Here is a 17,022-nt window from a genome sequence, read left to right on the forward strand (position 1 = left end):
CCGTCAGGCGGTGGAATCCTTCGCCTGGATCTCGATGAAGACGCGTTTCACCGCCGGGTTGCGCGCCTTCAGCCGGGCATCGAGGCGGCCGACCATCGCCTCGACCTCGCCGGCCTTGAGGTCGTCCTCCATGTCGAGGCTGACATTCACCAGGATGTCGGAGGGGCCGAGATGCTGGGTCAGCACCGCGTTGACGTGGCGGACGCCCGGCTCCGTCCGCACCGTTTCCTCGATCGCCGCCACGGTCTCGGGGGCGGCCGCCTCGCCGACGAGGAGGCCGTGCGTCTCGATCATCAGGAACAGCGCCATCCCAATCAGGATCGCGCCGATGCCGATGGACGACCAGCCGTCGAGGGCGGGCATCTGCAGCCATTCGGCGAGGATCACGCCTGCCAGCGCGACCGTCAGACCGAGAAGAGCGGCGACATCTTCGATCAGGACCGTGAACAGGGCCGGATCCTTGCTCCGGCGGATCGCGGTGATCGCCTCCCGATCGCCCTTCTCGGCCCAGAACGCCTTGAGGGCGACGGTGCAGGAATAGCCCTCGGCCAGCACCGCGAAGCCGAGGATCGAGAGGTTGACCCAGAAGCCCGGAATGGTGCGGCCGAAGATCACCGCGTCGGCAGAGGCCTCCGGGTAGTGGATCTTGTGGATGCCCTCGTAGACCGCGAAGGCGCCGCCGCCGAGGAAGATGAACAGCGCCACGATGAAGGCGTAGAAATAGACCTCGCGCCCATAGCCGAACGGAAAGCGCGCATCGGCCGGTTTCTTGGCCCGCGACAGGCCGACGAGGAGGAGGATCTGGTTGGCGGTGTCCACCAGCGAATGGACTCCCTCCGCCAGCATGGCCGAGGAACCGGTGAAGAAGGCGCCCACGAACTTCGCCGCCGCGATGGCGAGGTTGGCCCCTGCGGCGGTGTAGATCGCGCCGTTGCTCTCATGCGCCATGCCGGCGAAACTCTCATCGAAGGGACGATCCCCGCGCCGTGGACGCCGGGGGCCAGTCTGTGCAAGGTCCGGCCGGAAAACCGCAGACGCACATCCGCGATGGAGACCGGCCCATGCCCTCAAACGTCGAAGCTGCGCAGTATGATCCCGACAACGTCTTCGCGAAGATCCTGCGGGGCGAGATTCCCGCCCACAAGGTCTACGAGGACGAGCACACCCTCGCCTTCATGGATGTGATGCCCCAGGGGCCGGGCCATACCCTGGTCATCCCCAAGGCCCCGGCGCGCGGACTGCTCGATGCGGATCCCGCATCGCTAGCCGCGACCATTGCTACCGTGCAGCGCGTCGCCCGCGCGGTGAAGACGGCCTTCGCGGCCGATGGCCTGACCGTCTTCCAGTACAACGAGCCCGCCGGCGGGCAGACGGTGTTCCACCTCCACATCCACATCGTGCCGCGCTTCGACGGCGTGGCGCTGGGCCGGCATACGGGGGGAATGGCCGACAACGATCTCCTCGGCATCCACGCGGCGCAGATCAGGGCGGCCCTCGACGCGGCGTGAACGATCAGGCGACGCTGGCAGGCGCCCGCGTCGCGGCGATCAGCCGGCGCAGGGCGGCGTTCTCGGCTTCGAGTTCGGCGATGCGACGGATCAGGGCCAGCATCGCGGCCGGATCGTCCTGGGGCGGCGGAACCGGAGCGGCGGCTGTGGTCTCGTCCGCGAAGGCGACACCGATGCCATCGGCGCGGCGCCAGCGCAGGTTCGCCTTATAGGTCCGCTCTTTCTGGGGGATGAAGAGGTCGAACATCTCCGGAAGGGTCGCGGTCTCCGTCAGCGCGAGGCGCGCACCGGTCGCGGACATGTCGCGGACGAGGCAATCCATGCTCGACGCGCCGTTGTTGAAGATGATGCGGCCCTTGAGGAACGTCCTCTGCCGCGCTTCCTTGCGATTGTCCGACATGACGGCCGGTCTCCGGCTCCGCTTGGTGCGACCGGCGGGACCCTCGCATGGGGCCCCTTAAGGAATGATCGCCGCGGTGAGGGCGCGCCCGCTCAGTTGAAGCGCCGGTCCATGGTCTCGAACAGGTAGAAGCCGTTGAAGCGCACCGCCGTGGTCGCGGCCCGCTCGTCGAAATCGGCCGGGGCCTCGGCTTCGTCGCTCAGCCGTCCGCTGAACGCCCAGTTCCGTGCGCTCAGAAAGCTCGGAACGGCACGGCACTCGGGTACCGCGCAGCACAGGCCGCTGACGGACTTCAGGCAGAACACGTTGTAGCTTTGCATCGGTCGGTCTCCGACTGGCCACCCCGACTCAGCCGATAGTGCCATAATCGGACCGGACTATGTCGATCAGTTTTCGGGGACGTTGCGGGCGAGCTCGTCGAGCCAGATCCGGGCATTGCCGTCGGAGGGTGCGCGCCAGTCGCCGCGCGGAGAGAGCGAGCCCCCGGCCGCGACTTTCGGGCCGTTGGGCATGGCCGAGCGCTTGAACTGGCTGAAGCCGAAGAAGCGCTGCAGGAACACGCCGAGCCAGGCGCGGATCTCCGGCAGCCCATAGGCCTGACGCTTGCCCTCGGGAAAGTCCGGCGGCCATGCGCCACGCTTCGCATCCCCCCAGGCATGGAGGGAGAGGAAGGCGATCTTCGACGGTTTGAAGCCGTAGCGCAGGGTGTAGAACAGGTTGAAATCCTGCAGCGCATAGGGGCCGATCTTGGCCTCCGTGCTCTGGGGCGAGCCGCCCTCCTCCGTGGGTACGAGTTCGGGCGAAATCTCGGTGGCGAGGATCGCCTGCAGGGTGGCGTTGGCGCCCTCGCCGATCTGGCCGCTGGCGATGACCCAACGGATCAGGTGCTGGATCAGCGTCTTGGGCACGCCGGAATTGACGCCGTAATGGCTCATCTGGTCGCCGACGCCGTAGGTGCACCAGCCGAGCGCCAGTTCCGACAGGTCGCCCGTGCCGATGACGATGCCGCCGTTCTGGTTTGCGAGCCGGAACAGGTAATCGGTCCGCAGCCCCGCCTGCACGTTCTCGAAGGTGACGTCGTAGACCGGCTCCCCCTGCCCGAACGGGTGGCCCATATCGGCGAGCATCTGCCGCGCCGCTGGCCGGATATCGATCTCCCCCGCCGTGGTGCCGAGGGCTGCCATCAGCGCGTGGGCATTGGCCTTGGTGGCGTTCGACGTGGCGAAGCCCGGCAGGGTGTAGGCGAGGATGTCCGTCCGTGGGAGGCCGAGCCTGTCGAAGGCCTTGGCCACGACGATGAGGGCATGAGTCGAATCGAGGCCGCCCGAAATACCAATGACTGCTTTCTTCGTGCCGGTGGCGGCGAGCCGCTTGGCGAGGCCCGCCACCTGGATGTTGTAGGCCTCGTAGCAATCCTGGGCGAGGCGGCCGATATCGGCCGGTACGAAGGGAAAGCGCTCCACCCGGCGCCTCAGGCCGAGATCGCCCGAGGGCGGACCGAGCCGGAGGCGGATCGTGCGGTAGGACAGCCCGCGCCCGCGCGCATTGTCGTCGAAGCTTCCGGTCTGGAGCCGCTCCTGCGCCAGGAGGTCGAGGTCGATATCGGCCAGGGTCGCCACCGGCCCGGCGGCGAAGCGTTCGCCCTCGGCGAGGCGGATGCCGACCTCGTCGATGCTGGTCTGGCCGTCCCAGGACAGGTCGGTGGTGGATTCGCCGAGGCCCGCCGCCGCGTAGACATAGGCGCAGGAGCAGCGCATCGAGGCCGACCGCGTGAGCATGGCCCGTGATTCCGCGCGCCCCACGGTGATCGGGCTACCCGACAGGTTGGCGAGCACGGTGGCGCCGGCCAGGGCCGCATCGGTGCCCGGGGAAGCGGGCACCCAGAGGTCCTCGCAGACCTCGATGCCGAGGGTGAAGCCGGGCAGGTCCTCGGCCGAAAAGAGCAGGTCCGGACCGAAGGGGACGACACCGCTGCCGAGGGTGATCGACTCGCCGAGGAGACCGGCGCCGGAGGCGAAATGGCGCTTCTCGTAGAATTCCCGGTAATTCGGCAGGTAGCTCTTGGGCACCACGCCGAGCACCCGGCCCCGGTGGATGGCGACCGCGCAATTGTAGACGCGGTGGCGCCAGCGCAGAGGCGCGCCGACCACGAGAATGGGAGTCAGCTCGGTCGAGGCCGCGACGATGCGGGTGATCGCCGTCTCCACCGCATCGAGCAGGGTCGCCTGCAGCAGCAGGTCCTCGATGGAATAGGCCGAGACGCAGAGTTCCGGGAACACGGCGAGGACCGCTCCCGCCCGATGGCATTCCTCGGCGAGCGACAGAATTCCATCGGCATTGCTCTCCGGGTCGGCCGGATGGCTCCGCCCGGCACAGGCCGCCACACGGGCGAAACCGTGACGATAGAGGGACTTGAAGGCGGTTCTTCGTGTCGTTTCGGCCAAGGGGCAGGGGGCCTCTAGCGAGTGTGACGCACTATCTGCATGGCGCGGGGACGGACCGGCAGGGTCGTCGAAGGAAACCCGTGTGATCCGAAGCGCTTCATTGGGTTCCCTAACCTAACCGGTTACGCGCCGGGGCTCCAGGGGGAGGCGGCGTCGCGTTCCCTCGGCAATCCGACACTTCGCGGGATACGGGCAAGCGTCTGTTAACGACGTTGGCCCTAGCTTCGGGAAGAACCGCTCCTGTCGAGGACGCGGACCGGTACCCTACGAGTCAATTCAGAGCATCATGCGCGCATCGGGACGGCCTCCCTATTCTCATCGTGATCCCTCTCGGCCCGGACGCGGTGGTGACCGCCCCGGCCTGACCTTGGGCGCCCTCGCGCACAGGCTGATCAGCCTGCGCGCAAGCCTGACCCGGCGCCTCGCCGGACCGCCCCAGCGCCCGAGCCTGGTCTCGCCGCGCCCGGCGCAATCCTGGCTCACGGCCCCCCGGGACATGGTGCACGACGCCCCCGCTCCCCAGGCCCAGCCTTGGTTGGAGCAGGGCAAATGGGCCGAGGCGCAGGCCTGGCCGGACCACGTCTTCGACGACCGCGCCACAACCGATCTCGCCCGTTCCTCGGGCATCGCGGCCATGGACTCGACCGGCGAGAGCCGGATCGACCACGGCGCATCGAGCCCGCGCGTGCTGATCCGTTCGCCGCGTCGTCCCGCCTCCATCACGCCGGAGGGCTACGACGCGCCGGCCCATTCCGCGCCCGAGCCGGACGCGCCGGCGGTGCGCTACACCCGCACTCCGGATCCGGTGCTGCAGGAGCGTCGCCAGCGGGCGCTCGATGCCGAGCGCCTGGCGCAGGAGGAGCAGGTCCGCGCCGCGCGGCAGGCCGAGGACGAGGCACGGCAGGCCGCCGAACGCGCCGCCCTCGCCGCCGCGGAAGCGGAACGTGCCGCCCAGGAGGCGGCCGAGGCCGCGCTTCTCGCCGCGATCCCCCCCGAGCCGCCCCAGCCCCTGTGGCGCCAGCCCTATACCCCGCCGCCCGGAGTGCGCTTCTTCCGCTCGCCCGATCGTCGACCGCAGGCCGTCCTCGCCACCATCGTCGAGGAGACATTGCCGATCCCCGCAGCGGTGAGCGAGCCGATCGTCGCCGCCGAGCCGGCCCCGCTGCCCGTCGACCGCGATTGGACCGAGGTTCCGGATTGGGCCGCCATGCGCGCCTGGTTCGATGGCGAGGATTCGACCGCCGTGGAGACATGGTCGGCGATCCAGGCCGATTCCGACGAGGCTGTGGCTCCGTTCGTGCCAGCGGTTTCTCCGGTGCCGGATCTCGCCCCGGTCAGCGCGCAGGAAGACGAGACCTCACCCTTCATGGTCTCGCCGCCCGTGGACATCTCGCTCCTGCGCCCGCTGCCGCCCAGCCCGGTCTACGTCCTCGACCGGCTGATGCGGTTCGACCGCGGCGGCGCGCCCCTGCCCGCCAACGGCCAAGATAACGGCCAAGACTATGGCCAGTCCGCGCCCGTCAGGGACGAGCCGAGCCACGAGGACCGCGTCGCCGAAGTCGCCGAGGCGGCCACCCTGGCTCTCGTCATCGAGCAGACCGGGCCTGCCCCCCAGCGTTCGGTTGCCGTCTCGGCCATGGCCGCCCGCGCTGCGATCCGCCCGGCCCGCATGCCCGCCGCCCCGGTGGCGCAGGCTCCCGTGATGCAAGCTCCCGTGATGCAGCCCCCCGTCGCGGAAGCTCCCGTGATGGACGCCTCCGTCGCGCAAGCCACTCCGATGCAGGCCCCCTCCCCTGCCAGGGCCGCTCCGGTCTTCACGCCGCTGCCGCCGCGCCCGGTCCTGCTGCGCAACCCGAAGGCCGCCGCCCCGGCTCCGGAGCCCGAGCCGCAGGTGGCGGAAGCGCCGGCCGTCCCCGAAGCCGCCGCACCGGTCGAGATGGAGGAAGCCCCGGCTCCCGTCCTCGCCCTGCCGGCCCCGCCGCCTGCCCCGTCCCCGTCCCGCGCGATCTTCCCCGAGCCCCGCGCCACGCTGATCCCGGCCGGCCGGCACACGCCGATGTCGCTGGTGGAGAACGAGGATTACGAGCACCCCTCGCTGGAATTGCTGGCCGAGCCGCCGGTGACCGGCACCGAGGAGGTCGATGCCGACGTGCTGGAGCAGAACGCGCTGAACCTCCAGCAAACGGTGCAGGATTTCGGCGTGCGCGGCGACATCCTCGCCGTGCGCCCCGGCCCTGTCGTGACCCTGTACGAACTGGAGCCGGCCCCCGGCACCAAGTCGAGCCGCGTCATCGGCCTCTCGGACGACATCGCCCGCTCCATGTCGGCTGTCTCGGCCCGCGTGGCGGTGGTGCCCGGCCGTAACGTCATCGGCATCGAACTGCCCAACGAGACCCGCGAGACCGTCTACCTGCGCGAGCTGTTGTCCTCGGCCGATTTCTGCATCAGCAAGCACAAGCTCGCTTTGTGCCTCGGCAAGAATATCGGCGGCGAACCGATCATCGCCGATCTCGCCAAGATGCCCCACCTGCTGGTGGCCGGCACCACCGGCTCGGGCAAGTCGGTGGCGATCAACACGATGATCCTGTCGCTCCTCTACCGGATGAAGCCGGAAGAGTGCCGCCTGATCATGGTCGACCCCAAGATGCTGGAACTGTCCGTCTATGACGGCATCCCGCACCTGCTCTCCCCCGTCGTCACCGACCCGAAGAAGGCGGTCATCGCCCTCAAATGGGCCGTGCGCGAGATGGAGGAGCGCTACAAGAAGATGTCCAAGATCGCGGTCCGCAACATCGACGGCTACAATGCCCGGATGGCGGAAGCGCGGGCCAAGGGCGAGATCATCACCCGCGAGATCCATACCGGCTTCAACCGCGAGACCGGCCAGGCCGTGTTCGAGACGGAGGAGATGGACCTCTCGGCCCTGCCCTACATCGTTATCGTGGTCGACGAGATGGCCGACCTGATGATGGTGGCCGGCAAGGACATCGAAGGCGCGATCCAGCGTCTCGCGCAGATGGCGCGTGCCGCCGGCATCCACCTCATCATGGCGACGCAACGCCCCTCGGTCGATGTCATCACCGGCACGATCAAGGCGAACTTCCCGACCCGGATCTCCTTCCAGGTCACCTCGAAGATCGACAGCCGCACGATCCTGGGCGAGATGGGCGCCGAGCAGCTGCTGGGCCAGGGCGACATGCTGTTCATGGCCGGAGGTGGCCGCACCACCCGCGTCCACGGCCCGTTCTGCTCGGATTCGGAAGTCGAGAGCGTGGTCGCCCACCTCAAGCGTCAGGGCCGGCCGTCCTATCTCGAAGCCGTCACCGTGGACGAGAACCCGCCCGAGGAGAAGCCGGCCAAGGCCTCCAAGGCCGACAAGGCGGCGGCCGCCGAGGCCGAGGAGATCGACGCGCCGATCTTCGATGCCGGCGCCTATGCGGGCGGCGGGATCGATGCGGGGGCCGACCTCTACGACCAGGCGGTGCAGGTGGTGATGCGGGACCGCAAGGCCTCCACCAGCTACATCCAGCGCCGCCTGCAGATCGGCTACAACCGCGCCGCCTCGATCATGGAGCGGATGGAGGTCGAGGGCATCGTGGGCCAAGCCAACCACGCCGGCAAACGCGAGATCCTGATGGAAACCGCGCCGTCCAGCATGGGGTCGATCTCCATGTCCTCGTCGATGATGGACGATGACGAGTGAGACGTGATCCGCTGGACCGATTCCGTCGAACCGGCTGATCATCGAAGAACGAGATGTACCGCGGGTACCCTCTCCCACACGGGAGAGGGAGACCCGCGGCGACCGCACGATCCGAGGCGATCGAGCGGAGAACGGTATGAGTACCGTCCGTCTCCCTTTTGGGGCGAGGGAGGTCCCGTCCCATATTCGCCACAGGGTCGAGTTCTAAGCCGAACCCCACCCGACTTCGGAGAACGCCCCAGGATGACCGGCCGACGCCACCTTCTCGCCGCCGGCTCGCTCCTCGTGCTGGCGGCCGGCCTCCAACCCGCGCCGGCCACGGCGCAGGTCTCGTCCTTCCTCGACGGTCTGTTCGGCCGCAAGGAGCAGCCCGCGCCGGCCCCCGCTCCCGAGCCGGAAGCGCCCCCGGCCGCTCCCACCGCGCCGAAGAAGCCGGCGGCCCAGGCGCCCAAACCCGCCAAGGACGCCAAGGCGGGGGCGGACAAGGCCGCCTCCGGCGCGAAACCCGCCGCGAAGGCCGCGCCCTCGGACGCGCCCGCCAAGGTCGCCGCCGTCGGCGCCCCCACCGCCGCGTCGTCCATGCTGGATGCCGAGCCCGCCGCCGTGCTCGCCCAGGCCAATGCCTATTTCAACGGAATGACCACGCTCAGCGGCAACTTCGTCCAGATCGCCGCCGATGGGCGCCGCATCGGGGGCAAGCTGACGCTGGCCAAGCCTGGCCGCCTGCGTTTCGACTACGACCAGCCCTCCCCCATGGAGGTGGTGGCGGACGGCACGTCGGTGGCGGTGAAGGACCGCAAGCTGAAGACCCAGGACCTCTACTTCATCTCGCAGACGCCGCTGAAATTCCTGCTGCGCGATAAGATCGACCTTGCCCGCGACCTCACCGTGTCGGACATCGCCAACGATCCGGGCGGCATCCGCATCTCGCTGGAGGACCGTGCGACACTGGGCGGTACCTCGAAGATCCAGCTGTTTTTCGACGCCGAGGTGAAGACGCTCAGCCAGTGGCGGATCACCGATCCGCAAGGCTACCAGACCACGGTCCAGCTCTCGAACCTGCAGAAGGGCAAGGCCATCGACGGCAGCCAGTTCTTCATCAATTACGGGCGCAGCGAGGACAAGGCGATGGAGAAGCAGATCAAGGCGCAGTGAAGGCCATTCCCATCCCGGGTGGAGGGGAGAAGGGCGTCTCGCTCATCCAGCTCCCCAATCCGTGGCCGTCGAGGCAGAGCCCCTTGCACCGGGTGCCGGATCACTGTGAGCTGCCGCTTCAGGCGGCCGGGACAGGCCAATTTTGCGGAAGCATCGAGCCGGAAGATCTCCAGCGTCATACGCGGACGCTCTGGCTCAGACCTCGATGGATACCCCCTTGGCGGCCAGCTGCTTGGCTTTCTCGCTCGCTTTCGGCGCGACGGTTTCGCCCACCGACTTCGTCATGAAGTCCAGGCTCAGCGACGTCAGTTTTCCGTCCTTCAGGACCATTGTCTTCGAGAGTTCCAGCGACGTCGATAGGCGCGTGGTGAACCGGCTCTGTGCCGCACTTCTCTCATCATCGTCCCTGGCGGCGGCCTTCTCCTTCTCGAAGGCCTCCATGGCCTTCTGAGCTGCCTTCATGGAGTTGAGGGAGGCGATCTCCTTGAATTCCTTGGCGAGGTCGGGATCTTTTTCGAAAATCTCCTCCATCGTCTTCTTGTATGGGCTGTCGGTTCTGAGATTCCCAAGATCGTCGAGCTGCAGCGTGAACGATTCGTCCGCGGGAATGGATTTGTCCGCAAACGCCTTGAGCAGTTTCTGCGTTAGGGCGTCGGTCCGCTCTTTGAGCATCGTCTCGAACGGCGTGACGTCCTTGGTCCCCGTCGACGTTCCCACGAGGCTGGCGAGTACCGATCTGGCATTGGCGCTCAGGTCGATCACGGCGGCGGGTTTCGTCACGGCGGATGAGGCCGTAGCGGCGGGAGCTTGTGCCCCGTTCTGCGACTTGTCGGCGCCGGGCCTGCCAACAGTCGTCCCCGCCGTCGATGCTGCTGCGATTGCGGTCATGGCGGTTAACCTTGCGGTTGTGGTCTTGCCGCAAGCATATAGGACAACCTTACTAACTGTGGATTAACTCACACAACCTAGGCGGGAGTTATTTCCCTCGCGTGGAGGGAGGATCGATCTATCGGAAGCACGACGGGCTCCGGGCCATGCCGGCCTCGGCTCTTCGAGGAGCGGTTTGGAGGCTTACGACGCTTGAAGGCTCATTTCCGGGTTGCCGCTCCGCCAACGGTTCAGCTCGGCATCGATCGCGTCCTGCGTGCCCCGCATGAACTCTCCGCCCGAGAGGCCCGGCTTCAGGGTTTCCAGGTAGCTCACCACCACCGTCCCGGGAATGTGGCGCGAGCCGCCATGCGGCCAGTACAGGCCCGAATTCACCGCCACCGGCAGGACGGGCAGACCGAGCTTGGCATAGAGCAGCTCGACCCCGCGCTTGAACTGCACCGGCGCGTCGATGGTGCTCCGGGTGCCTTCCGGGAACATCAGGATGGAGCGGCCTTCCGCGATGGCGAGCCGGCTCTCGTCGATCATCGTGCGCAGGGCCTGGGTGCCGTTGGCCCGGTCGATGATGATCATCGGCGAACGGCGCAGGAACCAGCCCACGATGGGAATCGCCACGAGTTCGCGCTTGGCCACGATGGCGACGTTCGGGATCAGGATGAGAAAGGCCAGGGTCTCCCAGGCCGATTGGTGGTTGGCCACGATCAGGCACGGCTCGGAGGGGATATGCGCGCGCCCCTCCTCCACATAGGTCAGGCCGACGATATGACGCAGGCCGAACAGGATGCCGCGCGACCACAGCCGCGTCGCCGCACGGATCGGCCGTGTCGGGCAACCGAGGATCGCGAGCACCACGAGGGGCAGCGCGAAACAAGCGGTCCAGGCGGCCCAGTAAATATTGAAAAGCGCAGAGCGGGTGCGCGACACGACGGGCGATCCTTCCAGTATCTGCGACGGCGCATCCCTCTCGACGATGGAACGCGGCAATTGTGCGGCGACGGGCGGGCCGATCCGGTCTATCGAAGCGGCCGGTCCCGATCCTTATGACATATGTGAGCTAGACCCGTTGCGCCTCTCCGTCACCACCTGGAACATCAATTCGGTGCGGCTGCGCATCGATCTCGTCCTTCGGTTTCTCGCCGAGGTGAAGCCCGACGTGCTCTGCCTGCAGGAGACGAAGTGCCCGGACGATGCCTTTCCCCTCAAGGCCTTGCGCGGCTCGGGCTACGAGAACGTCGTGTTCGCCGGCCAGAAGGGCTATAACGGCGTCGCCATCCTATCGCGCTTTCCCCTGCTCACCCGCGACGTCATGGCCTTCTGCGGGAAGCCGGATGCCCGCCACATCTCGGCGGCGCTCGGGCCGGAGGCTGGCGCTGCCGCCGGCTTCGTGATTCATGACTTCTACGTTCCGGCCGGCGGCGACATTCCGGATGCCGGCCTCAACCCGAAATTCGCCCACAAGCTCGATTTCCTCCGCGACCTGCGTGAATGGGGCGGGCGGCGCATGGCCGGCCCGGCGATCCTGGTGGGCGACCTCAACGTGGCGCCGCTCGAGCACGACGTCTGGTCGCACAAGCAGCTTCTCTCCGTCGTCAGCCACACGCCGGTAGAAACGGAAGCGCTGGAGCTCCTGCGTGGTGAGGCCGGCTGGATCGATACCGCCCGCGTCCTGACGCCTGAGCCGGAGAAGATCTACACGTGGTGGAGCTACCGCTCGCCCGACTGGTCCGCCGCCAACAAGGGGCGTCGCCTCGACCATGTCTGGGTCTCGCCGGATCTCGACGGCACCGCCCGCGCGGTGGACGTCTTCCGCGAGGCACGCGGTTGGGAGCGTCCCTCCGACCATGTCCCGGTCACGCTGACGCTGGAGCTCTGACGGGCCGTCGCATCCCATCTGTGAAGCCGGCCAAGGAACGCAACGCCGGGCCGATCATTGCTCTCCAGACAGGCGGCTCCGGATGGAGCCGTATCTTCTTCCCTTTCCGGAGTGTCGCGCATGCGCAAGCTGATCCTCGCCTTCCTTCTCCCCAAAGTCGTCTCCTACCTCCGTCGCCGCTATTCCGGTCGCTCGGGTCGCCCGACGGCCTGAAGGTAGTTCCCCGCCCGTCCTTCGAGTGTCGGAGGACGGGCGGTACGCATCACTCTCGTCGCGTTGCGGCTGGCCCCGCGCGCTGTTAAGCTTCCCTTTGCATCAAGAGTCGCGGCGACGCCCGACGCCAACCTGCTGATCCGAGCAAGGTGGAGCCCTCATCGACTGGAGGGGATGTGGCCGAACCGGCAACGAAACGGGTTTCGCCACGCGTCGCTTCGGCTCTCCTGCGGGACCGACGGAAGGCGAAGTGACGATGAAGACCGAACCCCAGCAATTCGCCAGCGACAATTACGCCGGCATCTGCCCCGAGGTCTGGGCCGCCACCGAAGCGGCCAATGGCGGTTCGGTGCCCGCCTATGGAGAGGATGCCTGGACGAAGCGGGCATCGGACGCGTTCCGCGATCTGTTCGACAAGCCGGATGCGGAGGTGTTCTTCGCCTTCAACGGTACCGCCGCGAACTCCCTGGCGCTGGCCTCCCTGTGCCAATCCTACCATAGCGTCATCTGCTCGGCCTCGGCCCATGTGGAGACCGACGAGTGCGGCGCGCCGGAGTTCTTTTCCAACGGCTCGAAGCTGCTGGTGGCGGCGAGCGCCGACGGCAAGCTTACCCCCGCCCTCATCCGCGGGCTCGCCTCCGGCCGCTCGGACATCCACTTCCCCAAGCCCCGGGTCGTGACCATTACCCAGCCAACCGAGACGGGGCAGGTCTATACGCTCGACGAGATCCGGGCGATCTCCGCTGCCTGCCGTGACCTTGGTCTGCGCCTTCATATGGACGGGGCGCGCTTCGCCAATGCCTGCGCCAGCCTCGGCTGCGAGCCCGCGGAGATGACCTGGAGGGCTGGCGTCGATCTGCTCTGCTTCGGCGGCACCAAGAACGGAATGGCGGCAGGCGAGGCGATCCTGTTCTTCGATCCTGCCCTCGCCGAGGATTTCGGCTATCGCTGCAAGCAGGCGGGTCAGCTCGCCTCGAAGATGCGCTTCCTCACCGCCCCCTGGGTCGGAATGCTGGAAGGCGGCGCCTGGCTCCGCAACGCGGCCCATGCCAATGCCTGCGCGCAACGCCTCGCCGCTTCGGTGGCGGAATGCCCCGGCTTCACCGCCATGTTCCCGGTGGAGGCCAATGCGGTGTTCCTGAAGGCCTCCCCCGAGCGGCTGGAGGCTTTGCGGGAGAGGGGGTGGCGTTTCTACACGTTTATCGGCGGAGGCGCCCGGTTCATGTTCGCCTGGGATTCCGATCCGGATCGGATCGACGCCTTGGTTCGGGACATCCGCGGCGTGAGCGAGGCGCTGACGGCCTGATTCGTCAGGCGCTTCCATCGAGCTACCCGATGAAGCAGTTGGAAAGTCTCAGTCGGGCTTTTTTGGCGTAGGCATCGTCGTCGAGAATTCCTTGACTGCAGCCTCGGTCTGTAGCGCCACCAGATTCTTCATATCCACCGGAACGACGGACCAGACGACGGCGGCGATGAATAAAGCTGCTGCGATCGTGTACGAAAACGTTTCAAGCACACCCAGCCATCCGAGTAATAGGGGGACGAGGCTGAGAATCAGGGAGACGAATGCTGAATTGAACAAGTAATAGCTTGCGCCAAATGTTAGTGCCGCGAAGGCTATTGGCTTCAGGATTTTTACGGCGATTCTATCCATTGTGTTTCCGGCGACATGGTAAATTGTTGGGCGACAGGGGATCGCCGACTAGCCCCAACCATATGAATGTTCTGGTGGTCCGTGACAACGATTGAATTAAGCGCCGACTGTAACGCTGCGATGAAAGAGATGTCGGCAGATCGGCCGACACTGTGCTGAATCAAGGCGTTGGCGCGGGTGCCGGGCCGGCATAACAGTTTGGGGAATTCTGTTCCCCGGCCCGGCAACGGCCCGCCGGGGTGCCGCGGGGGGTGGCACGCGACCCGGATTCGTGTATGTGTCTCGGTGCCTCGACCCGGAAACGGGCACGGGGCCAAACCTGCTTGTGAACGCGACCGTGCTGGACGACATCCCGGCACAGGCCCCGTCCCAGGCTGAGGCGGTCCCTCCCGAGGAGGACCGTCTCGACCCGAAAACCCGTATCGAAAGGGAATGCGATGTCGATTTCGGCCGAGCGCAAGACTGCGCTCATCAAGGAATACGCGACCGGCGGCAAGGACACCGGTTCTCCGGAGGTCCAGGTGGCGATCCTCACCGAGCGGATCACCAACCTCACCGGCCACTTCAAGACCCACGGCAAGGACAACCATTCCCGCCGCGGCCTCCTGAAGATGGTCTCGCAGCGCCGCTCGCTGCTCGACTATGTCAAGCGCAAGGACGAGGCTCGCTACCGCAGCCTCATCGAGCGTCTCGGCATCCGCCGCTAAGGCGATTTTCGCGGTCCCGAGCCTGGCTCAGGGCCGCGTTTCATTGACGTCCCGCGCTGCCGGAATGGGTCTGGCCGCGCGACCATCGGGCCGCTTCGAGGCGCACTCGTCGGGGACAGGATCGCCAGGAGTTCTTCGCCGGTCCGGCGCGGAACTCCTTGCCGTCTTGCCCCTGGCGGCGCCGGGCACGCCCGACCGCAGGAAGGCATGACATATGTTCGACGTACAACGTGAAGAGCTGATCTGGGGCGACCGCAAGCTCGTCCTCGAGACGGGCAAGGTCGCCCGCCAGGCCGACGGCGCCGTGATGGCGACGTATGGCGAGACCTCGGTGCTGGCCACCGTCGTGTCGGGCAAGGAGCCCAAGGCCGGAATCGACTTCCTGCCGCTCACCGTGAACTACCAGGAGCGCGCCTACGCCGCCGGCCGCATCCCCGGCGGATACTTCAAGCGCGAAGGCCGTCCCTCCGAGAAGGAGACGCTGGTCTCCCGCCTCATCGACCGCCCGATCCGTCCGCTCTTCGTCGAAGGCTGGCGCAACGACACCCAGGTCGTCGTCACCGTCCTGACCCACGACCTCGAGAACGATCCCGACATCCTCGCCATGGTGGCGGCCTCCGCCGCCCTCACCCTGTCGGGCGTGCCCTTCACCGGCCCGATCGGCGCGGCCCGCGTCGGCTACGTGAACGGCCAGTACATCCTGAACCCGCCGGTTCCCGAGCTCGAGAACTCGACCCTGGATCTCGTCGTCGCCGGCACGCAGGACGCCGTGCTGATGGTGGAATCCGAGGCCAAGGAGCTCGACGAAGAGACCATGCTCGGCGCCGTGATGTTCGGCCACAAGCATTTCCAGCCGGTCATCGATGCGATCATCCGCCTCGCCGAGAAGGCCGCCAAGGAGCCCCGCAACTTCTCAGCGCCCGAGAACGGCGACGTGGAGAAGGCCGTGCTCGACGTCTGCGAAGCGGAACTCCGCGACGCCTACAAGAACACCGTGAAGCAGGAGCGCTACGCCGCCGTCGACGCCGTGAAGGCGAAGGTGATCGCGGCTCTCTGTCCGGCCGAGGGCGAGGCCAAGTTCCCCGCCGAGAAGGTCAAGGCCGCGTTCAAGGAAGCGCAGTCCAAGGTCGTCCGCTGGAACATCCTCGACACCGGCTCCCGCATCGACGGACGCGACGTCCGCACCGTGCGCCCGATCGTGTCGCAGGTCGGCGTGCTGCCGCGCGCCCACGGTTCGTCGCTCTTCACCCGCGGCGAGACCCAGGCCCTCGTGGTCGCCACCCTCGGCACCGGCGAGGACGAGCAGTTCATCGACGCGCTGGAAGGCACCTACAAGGAGACCTTCCTGCTGCACTACAACTTCCCTCCCTACTCGGTGGGCGAGACCGGCCGTATGGGCTCCCCGGGCCGTCGCGAGATCGGCCACGGCAAGCTCGCCTGGCGCGCCGTGCACCCCGTGCTGCCGCCGGCCCACGAGTTCCCGTACACGATCCGCGTCGTGTCCGAGATCACCGAGTCCAACGGCTCCTCCTCGATGGCCTCCGTCTGCGGCGCGTCGCTGTCGCTGATGGATGCCGGCGTGCCCCTGCGCCGTCCGGTGGCCGGCATCGCCATGGGCCTCATCCTCGAGGGTGAGCGCTACGCCGTGCTGTCCGACATCCTCGGCGACGAGGATCACCTCGGCGACATGGACTTCAAGGTGGCGGGCACGGAAGCCGGCATCACCTCGCTGCAGATGGACATCAAGATCGCCGGCATCACCGAGGAGATCATGAAGGTCGCCCTGCATCAGGCGCAGGAAGGCCGCGTCCACATCCTCGGCGAGATGGCCAAGGCCCTCACCGATGCCCGTCCCGAGCTCGGCGAATACGCGCCCCGCATCGAGACCATGCAGATCCCCACCGACAAGATCCGGGAAGTGATCGGCACCGGCGGCAAGGTGATCCGCGAGATCGTCGAGAAGACCGGCGCCAAGATCAACATCGACGACACCGGCACGGTGAAGATCGCCTCCAGCGACGGCAAGGCCATCAAGGCCGCCTATAACTGGATCCGGTCGATCGTGGCGGAAGCCGAAGTCGGCATGATCTACGACGGCACCGTCGTGAAGTGCATGGAGTTCGGCGCCTTCGTGAACTTCTTCGGCGCCAAGGACGGTCTCGTCCACATCTCGGAACTCGCTGCCCAGCGCGTCGCCAAGGTGACGGACGTCGTCAAGGACGGCCAGAAGGTCAAGGTGAAGTTCCTCGGCGCGGACGATCGCGGCAAGATCCGCCTCTCCATGAAGGTCGTCGACCAGGAGACCGGCGAGGATCTGACCGAGAAGCTGAAGGCCGAGCGCAACGCCGAGCAGGACCGCGCCCGCGGACCCCGCCAGGACGCGTAAGCCGTCTCAGCCCTGAGGGTTGATCGAGAATGAGAAGCGCGGCTCCGCAAGGGGCCGCGCTTTTCGTTTGGGGCGAGGATGCGTCAACGCC

14 protein-coding genes and 1 riboswitch are annotated in these 17,022 nt (G+C 67.1%); of the genes, 7 read left to right on the forward strand and 7 right to left on the reverse strand.

Annotated features, from left to right (window positions below):
* Positions 1-3: 3 nt before the first annotated feature.
* Positions 4-948 (reverse strand): cation diffusion facilitator family transporter, encoded by a 945-nt coding sequence (locus tag ACYQOP_RS22460; protein WP_461224237.1) that lies wholly within the window; start codon positions 946-948, stop codon positions 4-6.
* Positions 949-1,061: 113 nt separating this feature from the next.
* Between ACYQOP_RS22460 and ACYQOP_RS22465 the strand changes: the two genes are divergently transcribed.
* Positions 1,062-1,508 carry an HIT family protein gene (locus ACYQOP_RS22465; RefSeq protein ID WP_461224238.1) on the forward strand — a complete coding sequence of 149 codons (447 nt, stop codon included), beginning with the start codon at positions 1,062-1,064 and terminating at the stop codon, positions 1,506-1,508.
* A gap of 4 nt (positions 1,509-1,512) precedes the next feature.
* Here ACYQOP_RS22465 and ACYQOP_RS22470 read toward each other — a convergent pair whose 3' ends face one another.
* The 3 genes from ACYQOP_RS22470 to ACYQOP_RS22480 form a co-directional block, all read right to left on the reverse strand.
* Positions 1,513-1,908 (reverse strand): PilZ domain-containing protein, encoded by a 396-nt coding sequence (locus ACYQOP_RS22470; protein WP_461224240.1) that lies wholly within the window; start codon positions 1,906-1,908, stop codon positions 1,513-1,515.
* A 92-nt stretch (positions 1,909-2,000) separates the two neighbouring features.
* Complete coding sequence (locus ACYQOP_RS22475) at positions 2,001-2,228, reverse strand: hypothetical protein (RefSeq protein WP_207413444.1); 228 nt, start codon at positions 2,226-2,228, stop codon at positions 2,001-2,003.
* A gap of 66 nt (positions 2,229-2,294) precedes the next feature.
* Positions 2,295-4,352, reverse strand: coding sequence for an NAD(+) synthase (locus tag ACYQOP_RS22480; protein ID WP_461224243.1), 2,058 nt, complete (start codon positions 4,350-4,352; stop codon positions 2,295-2,297).
* Positions 4,353-4,638: 286 nt separating this feature from the next.
* Between ACYQOP_RS22480 and ACYQOP_RS22485 the strand changes: the two genes are divergently transcribed.
* Together ACYQOP_RS22485 and ACYQOP_RS22490 are read left to right on the forward strand one after the other, a co-directional pair.
* Positions 4,639-8,055: a DNA translocase FtsK gene (locus ACYQOP_RS22485; protein WP_461224245.1), complete on the forward strand. Its 3,417-nt coding sequence runs from the start codon at positions 4,639-4,641 to the stop codon at positions 8,053-8,055.
* A gap of 243 nt (positions 8,056-8,298) precedes the next feature.
* Positions 8,299-9,210, forward strand: a complete 912-nt coding sequence (locus ACYQOP_RS22490) for a LolA family protein (protein WP_461224247.1) — start codon at positions 8,299-8,301, stop codon at positions 9,208-9,210.
* Between the two features lie 195 nt (positions 9,211-9,405).
* On the opposite strand, the gene ACYQOP_RS22495 is transcribed toward ACYQOP_RS22490, so the two are convergent.
* A complete protein-coding gene (locus tag ACYQOP_RS22495) occupies positions 9,406-9,972 on the reverse strand; it encodes a hypothetical protein (protein WP_461224249.1) in 567 nt (188 codons plus the stop codon).
* Positions 9,973-10,281: 309 nt separating this feature from the next.
* Positions 10,282-11,022: a lysophospholipid acyltransferase family protein gene (locus ACYQOP_RS22500; RefSeq protein WP_461224251.1), complete on the reverse strand. Its 741-nt coding sequence runs from the start codon at positions 11,020-11,022 to the stop codon at positions 10,282-10,284.
* Positions 11,023-11,161: 139 nt separating this feature from the next.
* On the opposite strand from ACYQOP_RS22500, the gene ACYQOP_RS22505 reads away from it, so the two are divergent.
* Both ACYQOP_RS22505 and ACYQOP_RS22510 read left to right on the forward strand, forming a co-directional pair.
* Positions 11,162-11,971 carry an exodeoxyribonuclease III gene (locus tag ACYQOP_RS22505; RefSeq protein ID WP_461224253.1) on the forward strand — a complete coding sequence of 270 codons (810 nt, stop codon included), beginning with the start codon at positions 11,162-11,164 and terminating at the stop codon, positions 11,969-11,971.
* A gap of 307 nt (positions 11,972-12,278) precedes the next feature.
* A riboswitch (SAM-I-IV-variant riboswitch) is annotated at positions 12,279-12,390 on the forward strand.
* A gap of 50 nt (positions 12,391-12,440) precedes the next feature.
* Positions 12,441-13,490 (forward strand): threonine aldolase family protein, encoded by a 1,050-nt coding sequence (locus ACYQOP_RS22510; RefSeq protein ID WP_461224255.1) that lies wholly within the window; start codon positions 12,441-12,443, stop codon positions 13,488-13,490.
* 48 nt (positions 13,491-13,538) lie between these two features.
* Here ACYQOP_RS22510 and ACYQOP_RS22515 read toward each other — a convergent pair whose 3' ends face one another.
* Positions 13,539-13,838 carry a hypothetical protein gene (locus ACYQOP_RS22515; protein ID WP_207414199.1) on the reverse strand — a complete coding sequence of 100 codons (300 nt, stop codon included), beginning with the start codon at positions 13,836-13,838 and terminating at the stop codon, positions 13,539-13,541.
* Between the two features lie 437 nt (positions 13,839-14,275).
* On the opposite strand from ACYQOP_RS22515, the gene rpsO reads away from it, so the two are divergent.
* Both rpsO and pnp read left to right on the forward strand, forming a co-directional pair.
* On the forward strand, positions 14,276-14,545 hold the full coding sequence (gene rpsO, locus ACYQOP_RS22520) for a 30S ribosomal protein S15 (RefSeq protein ID WP_018044126.1): 270 nt from the start codon (positions 14,276-14,278) through the stop codon (positions 14,543-14,545).
* A gap of 214 nt (positions 14,546-14,759) precedes the next feature.
* Positions 14,760-16,931: a polyribonucleotide nucleotidyltransferase gene (gene pnp / locus ACYQOP_RS22525; protein WP_461224258.1), complete on the forward strand. Its 2,172-nt coding sequence runs from the start codon at positions 14,760-14,762 to the stop codon at positions 16,929-16,931.
* Positions 16,932-17,022: the final 91 nt, after the last annotated feature.

The sequence above is a fragment of the Methylobacterium sp. CM6247 genome (assembly GCF_054817925.1).